Origin of the sequence: Nitratireductor luteus (assembly GCF_026162365.1) — a bacterium.
GTDB lineage: Bacteria > Pseudomonadota > Alphaproteobacteria > Rhizobiales > Rhizobiaceae > Chelativorans > Chelativorans luteus.
The window spans coordinates 182,685-200,777 of record NZ_JAOANW010000010.1 but is presented as its reverse complement, the minus strand read 5'-3'; the positions used below and the strand labels follow the sequence as shown (position 1 = coordinate 200,777).

Sequence of the window (18,093 nt, the reverse complement as noted above, 5' to 3'; positions counted from 1 at the left end):
CCGTGCGGTGCGGGTTGGTGCGGGTCAGTTTCTTTGAGTCTTCTCCCGATGACCATCGCGCTGGACACGATGCGAGGGGGCATGCGGCAGGACTCGGATACTCGAACTCGTGGCCGCCTGACTATTTCGGGGCCGTCGAACAAGCCAAGATTTGACGCGAACCGTGACTTGCACACGGTGCGCGGCGGACGCATGACGAAATGGAAGGGGCAGGCCGCCAGCTACGCCCCACAAGTCGTCGGACTCTTCTCCTGCGCCGCCCGCAGGGTGACAATCGGGCTTCTGCCATTCGCGCTGCTGATCGGGCTTGCCGCAATGCCCGCCGCTGCTGCAGACCGGTATTGGGACGTCAACAATACGGTAATCGGCCACGGCGGCACTGGCACCTGGAACACGACGGACGATGTCTGGAGCACCAATGACGATGGTGTGAGCGGCCCTTACAGCTCCTGGGACAACGGGGCGCTCGATGACGCCTTTTTCGGCGGTACCGCCGGCACCGTCACCCTCGGCGTGCCGATCACGGTGCACAACATGACGTTCCAGACCGGCGGCTACACCATCACCGGTGGAACCCTGACCTTGGACGGGGTTGCCCCCGCCATTTCGGTTATCACCGGAACCAGCGTCATCGGATCCGTCATCGACAGCACCAGCGGGCTCGTCAAGGCTGGCGGCGGCGGCCTGCGCCTGGATGGTATCAACACCTTCAACGGTGGGATCGAGATCAATGGCGGCACGCTGCACCTGAATGCCGCGAACAATTTCGTCGGTGATGTCAACATCAATAGTGGCCGGCTGATCGTCAACGGCGATACGGGTCTCGGCGACGCAGGCAACATGATCAATATGGTGTCTGGAACGCGGCTGGACGCCGGTGCGACCGGCGGCGACCTGGCGGGCCGCACAGTGTCGCTTACCGGAGGAACCGCCGTCATCGCCGGCGCAGGCGTCGGCAGCGCCTTTTTCACCGGCGGCGGTGGCGTGAGCGCCAGCAACTCGGTCGCCATGGCAAACGACGCCAACGACTACACGGGCCCAACCTCTTTCACAGGGAGCGGCGCATCCAGTTTCACTTCGATCGGCGACCTGGGAGCGGCAAGCTCTTTGGGGGCGCCCACCACGGTCACCGACGGCACCATCACCTTCGGTAATTCAAACCATACCAACCACACACTCTCATACGTTGGCGATGGCGACAGCTCCAACCGCAACTGGCAGATCAATCCCGGCTCCGGTCCTGGAGGCATCCGGCCGCAGCTCCGCAATAGTGGCACGGGCACGCTGACCCTGACCGGCGATATCGCCCTGGGCGGCGGCTCGGGGAATGGCCCTCAGTTCTACGCGCAATCTGCCGATATGGAACTGCTGGGGGTGATCAGCAGCAATAACGGCCGCCCGGTCACGTTTCTCGCTGATGCGGGACGCATCATCACCTTGGGGGACGCGAGCACATTCTCTGGTACTGCGATCATCAGCGGCGGAACAGCCGGCGGAACGGTGCAGGCCGGCACCATCGCGGATATCGGTGTCTCCAGTTCGTTGGGTGCTGGCACCGGGATAGCTATCGCTGGGAACGACACTCTGAGCTATACGGGCGCGGGCGCAAGCAGCAACCGTACCTGGTCGCTCAGTAATGGCACCCTCGCCAACGATGGTAGCGGCGCTCTGACGCTGAGTGGGGATATGACCATCGCCAACACCGCCACGCTCGGCGGGAGCTTTACCGGGGCGGACAATGTTTATGCCGGTGTGATCTCCGGCGCCGGCGACCTGCGCAGCGGCGGCGACGCCACGTGGGTGTTGACCGGGACCAACACCTATAACGGCGACACCATTGTCGACAGCGGCATATTGCGTGCGGGAACGGTCGACGCCTTCGGTGGATCGACCGATTTCGTGGTCAACGGCGGCACGCTGGACATGAACGGCTTCGACCGCACGCTCACCACGCTCTCCGGAACCGGCGGCACTGTGGAGTTGGGGAGCGCCGCGCTGACCTTGGAGGCCGAGTCCGGCACCAGCGCCAGCTATGCCGGCAGCATCACCGGCAGCGGCGGGCTGACAAAGCTCGGCGCCAGCGAGCAGACCCTGACCGGTGCCAGCACCTATACCGGCGACACCACCATCGGCGGCGGGACGCTGAACCTGAATTTCAGTGCCGCGGGTGCGCCGGCCAGCAATATCATCGGCAGCGATTCCACCTTCAACATGAGTGGCGGCAGTCTCAATGTGATCGGCGCTGACGGAGCCGCCAATACCCAGACCTCCGATGGTCTGAACATCGCAGCCGGCAACAACGTCATCGCTGCAAGCTCGGGTACCGGCGGCACGATGACCGTCAATCTCGGGGCAATCAACCGGACCGGCGGCCTCATCAACTTCAACCTGCCGGAAAGCGGCAACATAACCACCACCAATTTGTCGCTCGGCGGTTGGGCCACGGTCAACGGCACCGACTATGCGAAGGTAGAGAGCGGCAACATCCTCGCCTTCGAGGAGAGCGACTACACCGACAAGGACAATGCGGCAAACTGGCTGGACGGCGAATTCATCACCGATGTCGACGGCTTCTTCGGCACGGTGAGCGGCAGCAAGCAACTCGGCGGCCTGCGCTACACCCAACCGGTCTCCACGACCGTGATCGTCGATCCCGGCGAGACGCTAGGCATCGACGGCCCGATCATCGTCTCTCCCTCGGTGGAGGATTTCGATCAGTTGATCACCGGCGGCATGCTAACCGGCGGCACCGGCGGTGACCTGGGCATCCGGCAAAACAGTGAGGGCAACTTCACCATCGCATCCCAGATCGTCGATAATGGCGGCGCCACCGGTTTCATCAAGGCCGGTACGGGACTTGTGACTCTGACCAATGCGGGCAACAGCTATACCGGGGCGACACAGGTCGTGCAGGGCACCCTGTCCGTCGGCAATATCGGCGATGGTGGTATGGCCAGCGGCATCGGCGCTTCCTCCGCCGATTCGTCCAACCTCGTTCTGGAAGGCGGAACTCTGCAATATACCGGCGGTACGACCAGCAGCGACCGTGGCTTCACCATCGTCAAGTCCGGCGACATCCTCGGTGCCGGGGTCGAAGTCACCGATACCGATGCCAACCTGATTTTTTCGGGTCTGGTCACCAGTCCGGACGACGCCAATTTCACCAAGAGCGGCCCTGGCACCCTGACCCTGACCAATGGCACCAACGACTATATTGGCATCACCACTGTCACTGGCGGTATGCTGGGGGTTACTACGCTCGCCAATGGAGGCGAGGTCAGCAGCATCGGCCAGTCCGGCAGCGATTCCGCCAATCTTGTGCTCGACGGCGGCGGCCTGCAATACACCGGCGGCACCGTTACCACGGACCGCGGTTTCACGCTGGGAACCAATAACGGTACCGTCGACGTGACCGATGCAGGCGCGACCCTGACCTTCGGAGGTGATGTCGATGGCCCGGGCGGCACCCTCATCAAGGAAGGCGACGGCACCCTGGTGTTGTCCGGTAGCACCAACTATACCGGCGGCAATACCGTCAACGCTGGCGTGCTGCGCGCGGGCGGCGAAAATACGCTTGGTGCCTTTACCAATGTGGGCCCGACCACCCTGGCCGACGCCGCCGGCGTTACTCTGGACCTGAACGATTTCGACAATCTTATCGGCCCGCTCAACGGTGGCGGTGTCAATGGCGGCAATGTCACGCTCGGCTCCGGCACCCTGCGCATCCATCGCGGCAACGGTGACTATTCCGGCGTCATCAGCGGCACCGGCGGCATCCACCGTACCGGCGGCGGCACCCAGACCTTCAACGGCTGCAACAATACCTATACCGGGAGCACCTTGTTGCAGGGCGGCAACCTGAGCACCGACTGCCTGCAGGACGGTGGCCTGGCCAGCGGCATCGGCGCCTCCAGCGCCGACTCCGCCAACCTGTCGTTCATCAACGCGGTACTCATCTACACCGGCGGCAACATCGCTATCGACAGGGGATTCCAATTGCAGGGCGGTGTTGGCGCCATCAACGTGAATGATGCCGCCACCACGCTGGAATTCGAGGGGGCGGTCATCGGCGGCGGACATCTGCGCAAGGATGGCGCGGGCACGCTGGTGCTGTCGGGCACCAACACTTACACCGGCAACACCCAGGTGACCGGCGGCGTGCTACGCGCGGCGGCGACCAATGCGTTCGGCCCGCAGGGTGAAATGACACTGAACAACACGGCCGGCGTGCTGCTGGACCTGGACGGCTACGATACGATTGTGACCTCGCTCAACGGTGGCGGCACCAATGGCGGCAATATCGAGCTGGGCAGCGCCACGCTGACGATCCTCGACGGTGTCAACCGTACCTATGCCGGCGCCATCAGCGGCACCGGCAATCTGGTCAAGAACGGCAACCGCATCCAGCGGCTAGGCGGCTGCAACAGCGGTTACACCGGTTCCACCACGATCAATGGCGGCGAACTGGAGGTCTCCTGTCTGGCGGATGGTGGTGTCAATAGCTCCATCGGCGCGTCCACCTCCGATCCGGCCAATCTGGTGATCGACGGCGGCACCCTGGACTATATCGGCAGCGGTGACGGCACCGACCGTCAATTTACGCTGGGCACCAATGGCGGCACTGTTTCTTCCACCGGAACGGACGCCGTCGAATTCACCAACGCGGGTCCGGTCACACTGGCGGGAAACGATACCGCACGCATCCTGACGCTCACCGGCGACAACATCGACACCAACATCTTCTCCGCGCAACTGGATGACAACGGCACCGGGGCCACCTCGCTCACCAAGACCGGCGACGGTCTCTGGCGCCTGACCAATGCCAACAGCACCTATACAGGCGTCACCACCCTCAGCGGCGGCGTTCTCGAGATTGACCAGATGGCCGATGGTGGCATGGCCAGCAGCATCGGCGCCTCCACCAACGATGCCGTCAATCTGGTGATCGGCAACGGCTCCACCCTGCGCTACACCGGCGCCGGCGACACCACCGACCGTCAATTCACCCTGGATGAAGGGGTCACCTTTATCGAGTCTTCGGGCACCGGCGCCCTGCAATTCACCAATACCGGCCCTGCAGCTCTCACCGGCACCGACACGCCGCGAACCATCGCGCTGGGCGGCACCAACACCGGCGACAACACCATGGGCGGCGCCATTGGCGACAACGGCGCCGGCGCCACAACGCTCGCCAAGAACGATTCCGGCACCTGGGTGCTCACCGGCAACAACACCTTCACCGGCAATACCGTCATCAACGACGGCAACCTGGTGATCGGCAATGGCGGCACCACCGGCAACGCCGGTGCCGGCAATGTGATCGTGGACTCCCCCACCTCCACTCTGTCGCTGAACCGCAGCGACACCTTCACCTTTGACGGTACGCTGAGCGGCCCCGGTACTCTGGCGCAGATCGGTACGGGCACAAGCGTATTGACCTCGCCGGACAACGCCATCGGCGCCACCACCATCAGCGCTGGCACTCTGGAGGCGGATGGCGGCCTGGAAACACCCACCATCGCCATGACCGGCACCTCGGCGCTGACCGTGAACGGCATATTGCAGGCGGAGGGGCCTGTGCAGACCAGCCTCACAGGTAACGCCGGGAACCAAACCGTCACCGTGAGCGCCGGAGGCACCTTGCTGGCTAACGGCGCTCTGGGCGGTGGCAGCGATACCGTGAGCCTGGCAGGTCTTCTCGATACAGGCGCCGGCACGCTGGCTCTTGGAGCTGGCAACGATACGCTCGTACTGAATGACGGAGCCGTAATCGGCGGCGGGGGCGTTACCGCCGGTGCCGGCACAGACACCCTTGAGGTGAACAAGGCCTTGGCCATGACCCTCGACGGGGCAAGCATCAGTGACTTCGAAGCCCTGACCAAGGACAATACCGGTACGCTGACCCTGACCGGCGACCACGGCTACACAGATGGCACGACGATTTCGGACGGCACGCTGCAGATCGGCAATGGCGGGACCTCCGGCTCGCTCGCAAGCGACGTGCTCAACAACGGTACGCTCGCCTTCAACCGTTCCGACACTTACACCTTCTCCGGCCTGATCTTGGGCAACGGCTCGGCCGAGCAGATCGGTGACGGCACCATCTTCCTGACGGGCGACAACAGCTACACTGGTCCAACCACGGTGCAATCGGGAAGCCTGTACATCAATGGCGACCAATCCGGCGCAACCGGACCCACCTCGGTCGCGAATGGCGCCACGCTCGGTGGAACGGGCATCATCGGCGGCAACGTCACGCTGGCCGATGGCGCTGTCCTCGACCCTGGCGATCCGGGCGCTGTTCCCGGAACGCTCACCGTCAATGGCGATCTCACGCTCAATGATGGATCGCTCGTAAGTTACAGTTTCGGCGAGGCGAATGTGGTCGGCGGAGCCTTCAACGACCTGACCGTGGTGGGCGGCAACCTTATGCTCGACGGCACGTTGAATGTGACGGAGACGCCGGGAGGCAGCTTTGGTCCGGGTCTCTACCGCATCTTCAGCTATGACGGCACGCTCACCGACAATGGTCTTGATGTCGCCTCCCCCGATCTTTTCGTGCAGACCTCCGTTGCCAACCAGGTCAACCTAGTCAACGCGAGCGGTAGCCAGCTGACCTTCTGGGATGGTGCGGTCGGTCCGTTGAACGACGGAATCATCCAGGGTGGGGATGGGATCTGGCGTCTTGCCGACAACGAACGCTGGACGACCGACGCAGGCGCATACAACGCGCCTTATTCCAACAGCGCCTTCGCAGTGTTCACCGGTACGGGCGGCACGGTGACGATCGACAATGTGAATGGTCAAGTCGAAGCCTCGGGCATGCAGTTTGCGGTCGACGGTTATGTCATCGACGGTGAACCCCTGACGCTGGTCGGCGGGTCGTCTATCATCCGTGTGGGTGACGGCACGACCGAGGCGGCTGATATGGCCGCCGTCATCGACGCTGTCGTCGATGGCGCTTCCACCCTAGTGAAGACCGATCTCGGCACGCTGGTGCTGTCAGGCGCCAACAGCTACACCGGCGGGACGAGGATCGAGACTGGCACAGTGCAGGTCGCAAACGACGGCAATTTGGGCGATGCGGCTGCAGGCCTCGCCTTCGACGGCGGCACGTTGCGCAACACTGCCTCCTTCACCTCTGCACGTGCCGTCACGCTGGAGGGCGAGGGCGGCACGTTCCAGACCGATGCCGACCTCGAGCTGACCGGTGTGATCGGCGGCGTGGGCGCGCTTACCAAGAAGGGCAGCGCCGTGCTGACGCTCGCCGGCGACAACATTTATGAGGGTGGTACCTTCATCGATGCGGGCGTGGTATCGGTCTCGAGCGACGGGAACCTCGGCAATGCCGCCGGCGCAATCAGCTTCGACACTGGCACGTTGCAGAACACCGCCTCCTTCGCCTCGGCACGTACCGTTTCACTTGAGGATGGTGGCGGGACCTTGCAGACTGACGCGGATCTCCAACTGTCGGGCGTGATGGGAGGCACGGGGCCGCTCACCAAGACGGGCGATGCCACGCTGACATTGATCGCGGAAAACTCCTATGCAGGCGGCACGACGATCTCGTCGGGGATACTGCAACTCGGCGATGGCGGTGCGTCCGGCTCCATTCTCGGTGGCGTGCTCAACAACGGCACGCTCACCTTTAACCGTTCGGACACCTACACCTTCGCGGGCCTGATCTCGGGCAGTGGTTCGGTCGAGCAGATCGGCAGTGGAATCACCATCCTGGCCGGCGACAATGCCTATTCGGGCGCCACCACGGTGCAATCGGGAAGCCTGCTCATCAATGGCGATCAATCCGGCGCAACCGGGCTCACCTCGGTCGAAAATGGCGCCATGCTCGGCGGGATCGGCATGATCGGCGGTGATGTCACCGTGGCGGATGGCGGCACCGTCAATCCCGGCGATCTGGGCATTGTTCCGGGAACGCTCACCATCAATGGCGGTTTTACTCTCAGCGCCGGCTCAAGCCTCAATTACAATTTCGGTCAGGCCAACGTGGTCGGCGGAGCCTTCAACGATCTCACCCTGGTCGGGGGGGATCTCGATCTCGACGGCACGCTGAATGTGACCGAGTCCGCGGGAGGCAGCTTCATCCCAGGCATTTACCGCATCATCAGCTATGAGGGCGCGCTCGCCGACAACGGCCTCGGCCTCGGTAGCATGCCGCCCGGCGATTTCCTTGTGCAGACCTCGATCGACAAGCAGGTCAATTTGGTCAACACGACGGACGTCACGCTCAATTTCTGGGACGGACCGGACGGCACAGTCAATGACGGCAGCATTCACGGAGGCGACGGTGTCTGGCGGCTTGCCGACAATGACGACTGGACCAACGACACCGGCCTGATCAACGCACCCTATTCGAACGGCGCCTTCGCCGTATTCGCGGGCCGGTCCGGAACCGTGACCATCGACAACGGCAATGGCGAGGTGGAAGCGCTCGGCATGCAATTCGCGGTCGATGGCTATCTCATCGACGGCGAACCTCTGACATTGGTCGGCGGTTCGTCCATCATCCGCGTGGGCGATGGCACGCTCGACGGCATGGAGATGACCGCGACCATCGAGGCGGAGCTCGCCGGCGCGTCCACACTGGTCAAAGCCGATCTCGGCACATTGGTGCTTTCCGGCATCAATATCTACACCGGCGGGACAGTGATCGACGAAGGTACGCTGCAGATCTCCAGCGACCAGAACCTGGGCGATGCTGCCGGTGAGATAACGCTCGACGGCGGGACGCTCCACAATACGGCTTCGCTGGAAAGCGATCGCAACGTTTCCTTGGCAAGCGGGGGAACCTTCCTCACCGATGACGGGAAGATCTTCACCCTCAACGGCACCCTCGTTGGCCCTGGGGGTTTCACCAAAGCGGGCGGTGGCACATTGGTGCTGGCGGGTACCTCGTCCTATGACGGCGCTGCCACAGTGACTGATGGCACGCTGCAAGCCGGCTCAGCGGGGGCCTTTAGCCTATCTTCGGCCTTTACGGTTGGTAGTGACGGCGCGCTCGATCTTGCCGGTTTCGACCAGACGGTGGCTTCGCTGGTAAACGCCGGAACAGTGATACTTTCGAGCGCGCCGGGAACGACCCTGACGGTTGCGGGTGACTATGAAGGCCTTGGCGGAACCATCATCCTGAACGCTATGCTCGGCGAGGATGACTCGGTGACAGACCGCCTCATCGTCTCCGGCGATACCTCGGGCAGCACCGATCTGCGTGTCGCCAATATCGGTGGCGCGGGCGCACAAACCGTTGATGGCATCAAAGTCATCGATGTCGGCGGTGTGTCGAACGGCACATTTGCCCTTCGGGGTGACTTCATTTTTGAAGGCGATCAGGCCGTTGTGGCCGGCGCCTATGCCTATCGGCTCTTCAAGGGCGGCGTGAGCACGCCCGCCGACGGCGACTGGTACTTGCGCTCCACCCTGACAGATGATGAACCGAGCGTTCCGCTCTTCCAACCTGGTGTGCCACTTTACGAGGCATATGCCGGATCCCTGCAGACTTTCAACAAGCTAGGTACCTTGCAGCAGCGTGTCGGCAACAGGTTTCGGGTCGCCCGCGACGCGGGCTCGGCGGAAGAAGGCACCGATGACACCGGTATCTGGGCGCGCATCGAGGCGGCTCATGCCGACTTCGAGCCTAAGACATCGACCAGTGGCACCGACTACGATACGAGCACCTGGAGGTTCCAGACCGGCGCTGATGGTCTGCTTCACGAGGGCGAAGCTGGACGTTTGGTTGCAGGGGCGTCAGTGCACTATGGCAGCGTTTCATCCAAAGTGACCTCGGCTCACGGCAATGGCAGCATCGACACGACCGGCTACGGTGTTGGTGGCACGCTGACCTGGTACGGCAATACAGGCTTCTATCTCGACGGCCAGGCACAGGTGACGTGGTTTGACAGCGATCTCTATTCCACCACCGCCCGGCAGAGCCTCGTCAACGATAATGACGGTACGGGCTACGCGCTCAGCATCGAGGCCGGCCAGCGCATCGCGCTCAATGAGACCTGGGCGCTGACACCCCAGGCCCAACTCACATATTCCTCGGTGCGCTTCGACGACTTCACCGACAGCTTCGATGTCGACGTGTCGCTCGACAGGAGCAGGAGCCTGGTCGGCCGCCTCGGCCTGGCCGTCGACCGCCAGACCGAGTGGCAGGATGCGGAGGGCCGTACCGGCCGCTCGCATCTCTATGGAATCGCCAATCTCTACTACGACTTCGCAGATGGCTCCCCGGTGGATGTGAACGGCACGCCTTTTGCCAGCGAGAACGACTCCTGGCGCGGCGGTGTCGGCCTGGGCGGGTCTATCAACTGGGCCGACGACAAATACTCGCTCTATGGCGAGGCGCTAGCCAATACGAGCCTGGAAAATTTCGGCGACAGCAACATGGTGAGCGGGACAGTCGGCTTCAGGGTGCGGTGGTAGTCTGCCCCAAGACCCGGAACAGCCTTGAAACCGCAATGCCGAAACGTGGCCTGCTGCCGGTTTTCGTGGACACCAAGATAAGGTGTTTTTGACAAAGCCGGAGCAGCTTCAGATCAAGCGGCTGCGCGATGTCTTTTGCCGACGGGTTCTCCTGCGGCCTGCACCGGATCGAGCGGCTGATGCGGGAGAACGGCCTGCGGGCACGACCGCGTCGGCGCGGGCTACCCGAGGACACGGGCGAGCGTGCAGCGTTATCACAAAACTTCTCAACCACGCGTTCGGGGCGTCGGCTCCGAACCAGAAGTGGTTTTATTATCGTATCGTAACGACTTATAGATCTCACTATTGCCGTTGACAATGTGATCTAATGAGAATTTAAATAGTATTTATATGGGAGAGATATAGTGCGAATTACCGGAATTAAGGCTCGGCTCTGCAATGCGGAGATGCGGAATTGGGTTTTCGTGCGGGTCGAGACCGACGTGCCGGGCCTTGTCGGCTGGGGCGAGGCGACGCTCGAGTGGAAGACGCGCTCCGTCGTCGGGGCCATCGAGGACCTGGCACCGCTGATCATGGGGCGCGATCCTCGCGATATCGAGCAGTGTTTTCAGATTCTCACCCGTCACGGCTTCTGGCGTCTCGGCGTCATCGGCATGTCCGCCGTCAGCGGCATTGAGATCGCGCTGTGGGACATCCTGGGAAAATCGCTGAACGTGCCGGTATGGCGTCTCCTGGGCGGCAAGTGCCGCGACCACGTCCGCACCTACACGCATTTGGGCATGGGCGACATGAGTTCGGTCTACGAGACGACGGAGGAAGCGCGCCTGGTCGAGCGGGGGCGCGCCGTGGTCGAGGCCGGCTACGAGGCGGTGAAGGTCGTTTCCATTCCCTATTCCCATTACACGGCATCGAACCGCGCGATCGACTCCGCCGCCAGCAAGGTGATGGCGCTGCGCGAGGCGGTCGGCCCCGATGTCGATATCATGATCGATTTCCACGGGCGCCCTGCATCGGTCGCCCTGGCGCGCGACTTCATACAGGCGGTTGCGCCGTGCCGCCCGCTTTTCGTCGAAGAGCCGCTGCCGCCGGAGAATATCGAAGGCACCGCGCAATTGACGGCATCGATGCCGGTGCATATCGCCGCCGGCGAACGCCTCATCGGTCGTCAGAGCTTCATCGACGCGGTGGAACGCCGGGCCTTCCACATCGCGCAGCCGGATATCTGCCATGTGGGCGGTCTTTCGGAAGCCAAGAAGATCGCCGCCCTGTGTGAAAGCGCCGGCATCGGCATGGCGCCGCACAATCCGCTGGGGCCGATTGCCGGCGTCGCGGCACTGCATTTCGGCGTTTCCACGCCCAACTTCATCATTCAGGAGGAAATGTCCGGCGCCGTGCCCTGGTACGACAGCGTCGTTGAGTGGCCGATCGAGCGCCGCCCCGGCCGCTGGGACCTGCCGGAGAAGCCGGGTCTGGGCATCGAGGTCGACGAGGCCGAGATCGAGCGCCATCCCTTCGCGCCGGAAATCCTGCATGCCGCCAACGCCGTGCTGGCCGACGGCACGGTCGTGGACTGGTGAGCGCCATGGCTGCGGGTCGCCTTTCTGGCAAGATCGCATTGGTGACGGGCGCCGGACGCGGCATCGGTGAAGCGATCGCGCGCGCCTTTGCGCGGGAGGGCGCGTCCGTCGTCGTGGCCGAGCGCGATGCCGAGACGGGAGCGGGCGTGGCGCAGGAGATCGGCGGGCTGTTCGTGGAAACGGATGTGACGGTCCAGGCACAGGTGGAAGCTGCCGTGAAGGCCGCGGAGGAGCGCTACGGGCGGGTCGACGTGCTGGTGAACAACGCCGGCGCCAATGTCTTTCACCGCCCTCATGAGATGCCGCGCAGCGAGTGGGCGCGCTGCATGGCGCTCGACCTCGAAGCCTGCTGGGCCATGGCGGAGGCGGTGCTGCCGGGCATGCGTGCGCGGCGGCAGGGCTCCATTGTCAACATCGCCAGTTGCCATTCCTTCAAGATCATTCCCCACACCTTTCCCTATCCCGTTGCCAAGCACGGGCTGGTGGGCCTGACCCGGGCGCTCGGCATCGAATACGCGGACGAGGGCATCCGGGTGAATGCGATCGCGCCCGGCTACATCGATACCCAGATCGCGCGCGACTACTGGGATGATTTCGCCGACCCGGATGCCGAACGCGCGAAGGCGGAGGCGTTGCATCCCCCGCGCAGGATCGGAAAGCCGGAGGAAGTGGCGATGACCTGCGTGTTTCTGGCGTCTGACGAAGCCCCCTTCATCAATGCGGAAACCATCGTCATCGATGGAGGCCGTTCCGCGCTCTACCACGACTGAAAAAGCAACCAGGGAGGAAGACATGAAATCGCTTAAACTTTTGACCGGTATCGCCATGGTGAGCGCCGCCATCGCTTTGCCGGCCCAGGCTGAAGACATCAAGATCGGCTATATCAACAAGATGGGCGACCATCCATGGTTCGTCGCGGAGGTGGATGGCGCCCGTCAGAAGGCGGCCGAAATGGGTGCGGACTTCGTCGCCCAGGACGTCCAGTTCAACGCCGATCTGACGATCACCACGCTCGACACGATGATCGGCGACGGCGTGGACGGCATCGCCATCGTGGTCCCCGACCGCGCGCTCGGGCCGGTCGTCGCGGCGAAGGCGAAGGAGGCCGGCGTGCCGCTGGTGGCCGTCGACGACGACATCTATTTCGAGGACGAGACGCAGGTTCCGTATGTGGGCCTGAACGCACACAATATCGGGCTCAGGGTCGGTGAGAAGCTGGCCGAGCTCTACAAGCAGGAGAACTGGGCCGAGGAGGATGAGGTCCGTATCGCCTCCATCGAGGACCGCAAGGCCGACACCTGCATGCAGCGCAACCGCGGTGCGGAGGAGGCCTTCCTCGAGGCGGTTCCCGATTTCGATCCCGAGAACATCGTCCGCGTGCCCTACGACAACACCATGGTCGGTTCCATCGATGCGATGACCACGACGCTGACGGCCAATCCCCAGGTCACGCACTGGATCTTCTATTCCTGCAACGATGACGGCGTTCTGGGCGCGGCGCGTGCGCTGGAGAATGCGGGTTACGGGGCGGAGCAGGGCATGGGCGTGGGCATCGACGGAAGCCGCGCCTGTGACGCCTTCGGTTCGGGACGGCCGTCGGCCTTCCGCGGCACCATGTGGTTGAACTCGGAAAACCATGGCGCCCAGGCGGTGGAACTGCTGGTCAAGAATATCCGCGACGGCGAGGAACTGCCGACCACCACCTACACGCAGCCTGAATATATCTCGGCCGAGAACTTCGAACTCTACGAAGAGCGCCTGTGCAACTGACGTGCGGATCGGGGCAGGGGGCTCAATCTCCTGCCCCGTACCGGCATAGGGAACGCGATGCCTGACAACGACATCATGCAACTGGACAATGTCAGCAAGCGCTTCGGCAGCGTACAGGCGCTGTCGAACGTATCGCTGACCCTGCGGGCGGGCGAGGTGCTGGCGCTGGTCGGCGAGAACGGGGCCGGCAAATCGACGCTGACGCGCATCATCGAGGGCGTGTTTCCGCCGGATGGCGGAGGTCTTCTGCTCGACGGCCAGCCCGTCGCCTTCTCCGGTCCGCGAGACGGTCATGCGGCCGGCGTGCGCGTTATCCACCAGGAACCGGAAATCATTCCCCACGTCAGCGTCGCCGAAAACATCTATCCCGGCGCACTGCCGCACAGGGGCGGCCTGTTTCTGGACAGGAAAACGCTCTACGCCCGTGCCGGCGAGATGCTGAAACTCTTCGGCATGGAGCGCGAGCTTGCGCCTCAGCAGCACTGCGTCGGGCTGGGGCCTGCCCAGCGGCAGATGATCGAAGTGATGCGCGCGGTGCACGCTGGCGGCCGCATCATCGCGTTCGACGAGCCGACCTCCTCGCTCACCGGCGAGGAGAGCCAGCGGCTGTTCGAGGTGATCCACCGGCTGCGCGGCGAGGGCGTGTCGATCATCTACATCTCGCATCGCCTGCGCGAGATCATCGACATCGCCGACAGGATCGCCGTGCTGCGCGACGGGCGGCTGATCGATATCGAGCCCGTCGCCGAAGCGAGCGAAGAGAGCATCGCGCGCAAGATGGTCGGCCGCGACCTGACGGAGATGTTTCCCGAACGGACGCCGCCGACGGAACGGTGCGTCCTGTCCGTGCGGGGCATGTCGACCGAGCATGTCAGCGATATTTCCTTCGAGCTTCACGCGGGCGAGGTTCTGGGGATCGGCGGGCTGGTGGGTGCCGGACGCTCGGAGCTTGCCAAGGGCGTCTTTGGATTTCACGCGAGACGTGCGGGCACGGTGGAGGTGGACGGCAAAGCCATCCCCTCCGGCCGTCCGGGCGATGCCATCCTTGCCGGTCTCGGCTTCGCGCCGGAGGACCGCAAGGAGGAGGCGCTGCTTCTGCTGCGCTCGATCCTCGACAATGCGACATTGTGCATTCCCGACCGGGTATCGCGTTTCGGCCTGTTCGACCGGCGCAAGGCCACCGAGATCGTTGACGGTATCGCCGAGCGGCTGTCGATCAAGGCGCCCAGCCTCAACACCCCCGTCTCCCACCTTTCGGGCGGCAACCAGCAGAAGGTCGTCCTCGCCCGTTGGCTGGCGCGCGCGCCGAAAGCGCTCATCCTCGACGAGCCCACGCGCGGCATCGATGTGGGCACCAAGAGCGAGATCTACCGCCTCATAGCCGACCTTGCGCGCAACGGCCTCGGCGTCATCGTCATCTCGTCGGAAATGCCGGAGCTTCTGGGCCTGTCGGACCGCATCCTCGTGATGGCGGGCGGGCGCCTCACCGCGGAACTGACGGGCGACGAGATGAACGAGAACGCCATCCTGAAAGCAGCCATGAGCGCTGAACGCGGCGCCCACCCCCCGGACGAAGAGGTAAGAACGGCATGAGTGCACACGCGGAAACGCCCCGGACAAGAGCAGGAGCGCGTCTGGCGGATCTGGTCGAGCGGGTCGGCATCCACAATGCGAGCCTTATCCTGGCGCTGATCGCGTTGCTGGTCCTGTTCGGCATCCTGCGCGGAGACGTCTTTTTCTCCAGCCGCAACATTCTCAACATCGGCATGGGCGTGGCCATTCTCGGCGTGCTGGCGATCTCGCAGACCGCGGTGATCGTGTCGGGCGGGCTCGATATCTCGGTGGGTGCCATCGTCGGCCTGACGACCGTTTCCACCGCCATGGCGATCGACGCGACGGGTTGGGCGGCTGCCGGCCCGCTGGCCGGCGTGGCGATAGGGGCGGCGGCCGGCTTGTTCAACGGGCTGGTGATCACCTATGGCCGGGTGAACGCGATCATCGTGACCCTCGGCACCATGGCGATCTTCCGCGGCATCGCCTTTATCATCTCCAACGGGCAATCCATCTCGATCTTCAACGACACGTTCCGCCTTCTCGGCGTGGGCCGTTTTCTCGGCCTGCCGGCACCCATCTGGGTGCTGATCGGAGTCGCGGTCGTGTTCTATGTCTTTCTTCACAAGAGCATCGTGGGGCGCAACATCTACGCCATCGGCGGCAATCCGGTGGTTGCGCGCCTGTCGGGAATGGATATTAAGCGCTATCGTGTCGGCATGTACGTCCTCAGCGGCATGGTCGCCGGCATCGGCGGCATACTGCTTGCGGCGCGCACCGGCTCCGGTCAGCCGATCTCGGGATCGGAGGGGCTGGAACTGGAGGCGATCACGGCGGCCTTTCTGGGCGGTTGCGCCATGCAGGGGGGCAAGGGCACTGTCATCGGGGCGCTTTTGGGCGTCGCCATTATCGGGATTCTCAACAACGGCATGATTCTGACCGGCGTTCCCACCTTCTACCAGATGCTTGCCAAGGGCAGCCTGCTGATCCTGGCCGTTCTTCTGGCCGAATACCGTTTGAACCGGAGCTGAGCGATGACGAGGCTTTCGGGCAATGGACAGGATCGGGCGCGCCCGCGCGACCATGTGACGAGCACCCTGGCCAAGCGGATACTGTCGGGGGAATTGCAGCCGGGCCAGAAATTGCCGGCCGAGTCCCTACTGGGCGAATCCCTGGCTGTCAGCCGCACCGCACTGAGGGAATCCATCCGCACACTGGCGGGCAAGGGGCTGATCGAAAGCCGCACGCGCACGGGAACGGTCGTCCTGCCGGCCGAGCACTGGAACCAGCTCGACCCGGAGCTTCTGGCATGGCGCGAGGAGCTGGAGCCGGATTTCGATTTCATCCGCGGCCTCAACGAGGCGCGGCAGGTGATCGAACCGGCGGCCGCGGGTCTGGCGGCGGAGCGGGCCACAGGCCAGGATCTCGGCAGGATCGAAGCCGCCTATGACGAGATGCGGCGGGCGTCACCCAGCGACATCGATGCCAGCGTCAAGGCGGACGAGGCTTTCCACCTTGCGGTGCTGACAGCCAGCCGCAACGCGGTTTTCATGAATTTCGGATCGGTCATAGGATCGGCGCTACGCCATGCTTTCCGTCTCACGACGTCGGCATCCGAGAACTACGCCGCGACACTCGACATGCATGGCGAGGTGCTCGAGGCGATCCGCATGCGCCGGCCCGCAGAGGCGCGGCGGCTGATGACGGGGCTGATCACTGTTGCCAGCGACGATCTGTCGAAGGTCATCGCGCGGCGCGGCGGCGGGCGGTGATATCCGCCTGAGAGAAATGTCTCATGGCCGCATCGATGGGGACGGCAGGGTGGCAAGGCTCCTGGAACTGAGTGATGCGCACAGCCGAGTGACGGTTGCGCCCGCTTTGGGCGGTGGCCTTGCCGGTTTCGACTCGAAACTCGCGGATGGCCTCGTTCCGGTGCTGCGGAATGCGAGGCCGGGCGCAGACGCCTTCGGACTGGCCAACAACGTTCTCATTCCGTTTTCGAACCGCATATCCGGGGGCGGGTTTAACTTCGGGGAGGCGTTTCACGCCGTTCCTTGCAATATCGACGGGCAGGAGTTCCCCGCTCATGGCGATGCGTTCCTGCGCGAATGGGAGGTTCTGGCCGCCACGGGCACGTCCGCCACGCTTTCCCTGCCCGATGGCGGTATCGGTCCCTTTCGCTACGCTGCCGAGCTGACCTACGCTCTCGAGAATGGAACTTTGCTTGCGCGGGTGAGGGTGACCAACACCGGCTCGCGCCTGCCCTTCGGCGGCGGGTTCCACCCGTGGTTTCCGCGCCGCGAGGGGACGGGTCTTGCATTCGACGCGACGCATGTGTGGCTGGAGGACGCGCGTCATTTGCCCACCGAACAACGGCCGATCGAGATGGCGGCGGATTTCGATTTCCGGCGCCTGCGCGCCCTTCCGCGAAGCTGGATCAACAACGCCTATACCGGCTGGCGGGGCAGCGCGACCGTCCTCCAACCGGAATTGGGCCTGTCCGTCGAGATCACCGCGCCGGACATGGACGTTGCAATCGTCTTCTCGCCTGATGGGAACGCGGACTTCTTCTGCTTCGAGCCCGTCACGCACGCCGTGGATGCGTTCAATCAGCAGGGCATGCCGGGGCTGCGCGTATTGGAGCCAGGCGCGGAGATGGCGATGGAGATGCGGATTGCCTGGAGAACAATAAAGGTTGGAGCGGCACGAAAGCCTTGAAAGCACAGCCTCTGGTCCGCTCCGCTAAATCCCC

General features: G+C 63.7%; 8 protein-coding genes and 1 pseudogene. All 9 read left to right on the top strand.

Going from position 1 to position 18,093, the window contains the following annotated elements; genetic code table 11:
* Window positions 1-48 precede the first annotated feature (48 nt).
* The 9 genes and pseudogenes from N1058_RS16435 to N1058_RS16395 all read left to right on the top strand — a co-directional run bounded on the left by N1058_RS16435 (window position 49) and on the right by N1058_RS16395 (window position 18,059).
* The gene (locus N1058_RS16435) at window positions 49-10,443 is read left to right on the top strand and encodes an autotransporter-associated beta strand repeat-containing protein (RefSeq protein WP_265518687.1); all 10,395 of its coding nucleotides are present in this window, start codon (window positions 49-51) and stop codon (window positions 10,441-10,443) included.
* A 137-nt stretch (window positions 10,444-10,580) separates the two neighbouring features.
* Window positions 10,581-10,750, top strand: a pseudogene (locus tag N1058_RS16430) (IS3 family transposase); the annotation flags it as partial.
* A 139-nt stretch (window positions 10,751-10,889) separates the two neighbouring features.
* A complete protein-coding gene (gene dgoD, locus N1058_RS16425) occupies window positions 10,890-12,020 on the top strand; it encodes a galactonate dehydratase (protein WP_265518686.1) in 1,131 nt (376 codons plus the stop codon).
* Between the two features lie 5 nt (window positions 12,021-12,025).
* On the top strand, window positions 12,026-12,790 hold the full coding sequence (locus N1058_RS16420) for an SDR family oxidoreductase (RefSeq protein WP_265518685.1): 765 nt from the start codon (window positions 12,026-12,028) through the stop codon (window positions 12,788-12,790).
* Window positions 12,791-12,812: 22 nt separating this feature from the next.
* Complete coding sequence (locus tag N1058_RS16415; RefSeq protein WP_265518684.1) at window positions 12,813-13,790, top strand: substrate-binding domain-containing protein; 978 nt, start codon at window positions 12,813-12,815, stop codon at window positions 13,788-13,790.
* A 57-nt stretch (window positions 13,791-13,847) separates the two neighbouring features.
* Window positions 13,848-15,383: a sugar ABC transporter ATP-binding protein gene (locus N1058_RS16410; protein ID WP_265518683.1), complete on the top strand. Its 1,536-nt coding sequence runs from the start codon at window positions 13,848-13,850 to the stop codon at window positions 15,381-15,383.
* Window positions 15,380-16,372 carry an ABC transporter permease gene (locus N1058_RS16405; RefSeq protein WP_265518682.1) on the top strand — a complete coding sequence of 331 codons (993 nt, stop codon included), beginning with the start codon at window positions 15,380-15,382 and terminating at the stop codon, window positions 16,370-16,372. Before N1058_RS16410 ends, N1058_RS16405 begins: the two co-directional genes overlap by 4 nt.
* A gap of 3 nt (window positions 16,373-16,375) precedes the next feature.
* A complete protein-coding gene (locus N1058_RS16400) occupies window positions 16,376-17,113 on the top strand; it encodes a FadR/GntR family transcriptional regulator (protein ID WP_265518681.1) in 738 nt (245 codons plus the stop codon).
* A gap of 49 nt (window positions 17,114-17,162) precedes the next feature.
* Entirely contained in the window at window positions 17,163-18,059 is an 897-nt protein-coding gene (locus tag N1058_RS16395; protein ID WP_265518680.1) for an aldose 1-epimerase, read from the top strand.
* Window positions 18,060-18,093 lie beyond the last annotated feature (34 nt).

What these genes read in the sequence shown, in the direction of transcription:
- N1058_RS16435 (WP_265518687.1), top strand. Translation starts at nt 49, where the DNA reads ATGACCATCGCGCTGGACACGATGCGAGGGGGCATGCGGCAGGACTCG.
- dgoD (WP_265518686.1), top strand. Translation starts at nt 10,890, where the DNA reads ATGCGGAATTGGGTTTTCGTGCGGGTCGAGACCGACGTGCCGGGCCTT.
- N1058_RS16420 (WP_265518685.1), top strand. Translation starts at nt 12,026, where the DNA reads ATGGCTGCGGGTCGCCTTTCTGGCAAGATCGCATTGGTGACGGGCGCC.
- N1058_RS16415 (WP_265518684.1), top strand. Translation starts at nt 12,813, where the DNA reads ATGAAATCGCTTAAACTTTTGACCGGTATCGCCATGGTGAGCGCCGCC.
- N1058_RS16410 (WP_265518683.1), top strand. Translation starts at nt 13,848, where the DNA reads ATGCCTGACAACGACATCATGCAACTGGACAATGTCAGCAAGCGCTTC.
- N1058_RS16405 (WP_265518682.1), top strand. Translation starts at nt 15,380, where the DNA reads ATGAGTGCACACGCGGAAACGCCCCGGACAAGAGCAGGAGCGCGTCTG.
- N1058_RS16400 (WP_265518681.1), top strand. Translation starts at nt 16,376, where the DNA reads ATGACGAGGCTTTCGGGCAATGGACAGGATCGGGCGCGCCCGCGCGAC.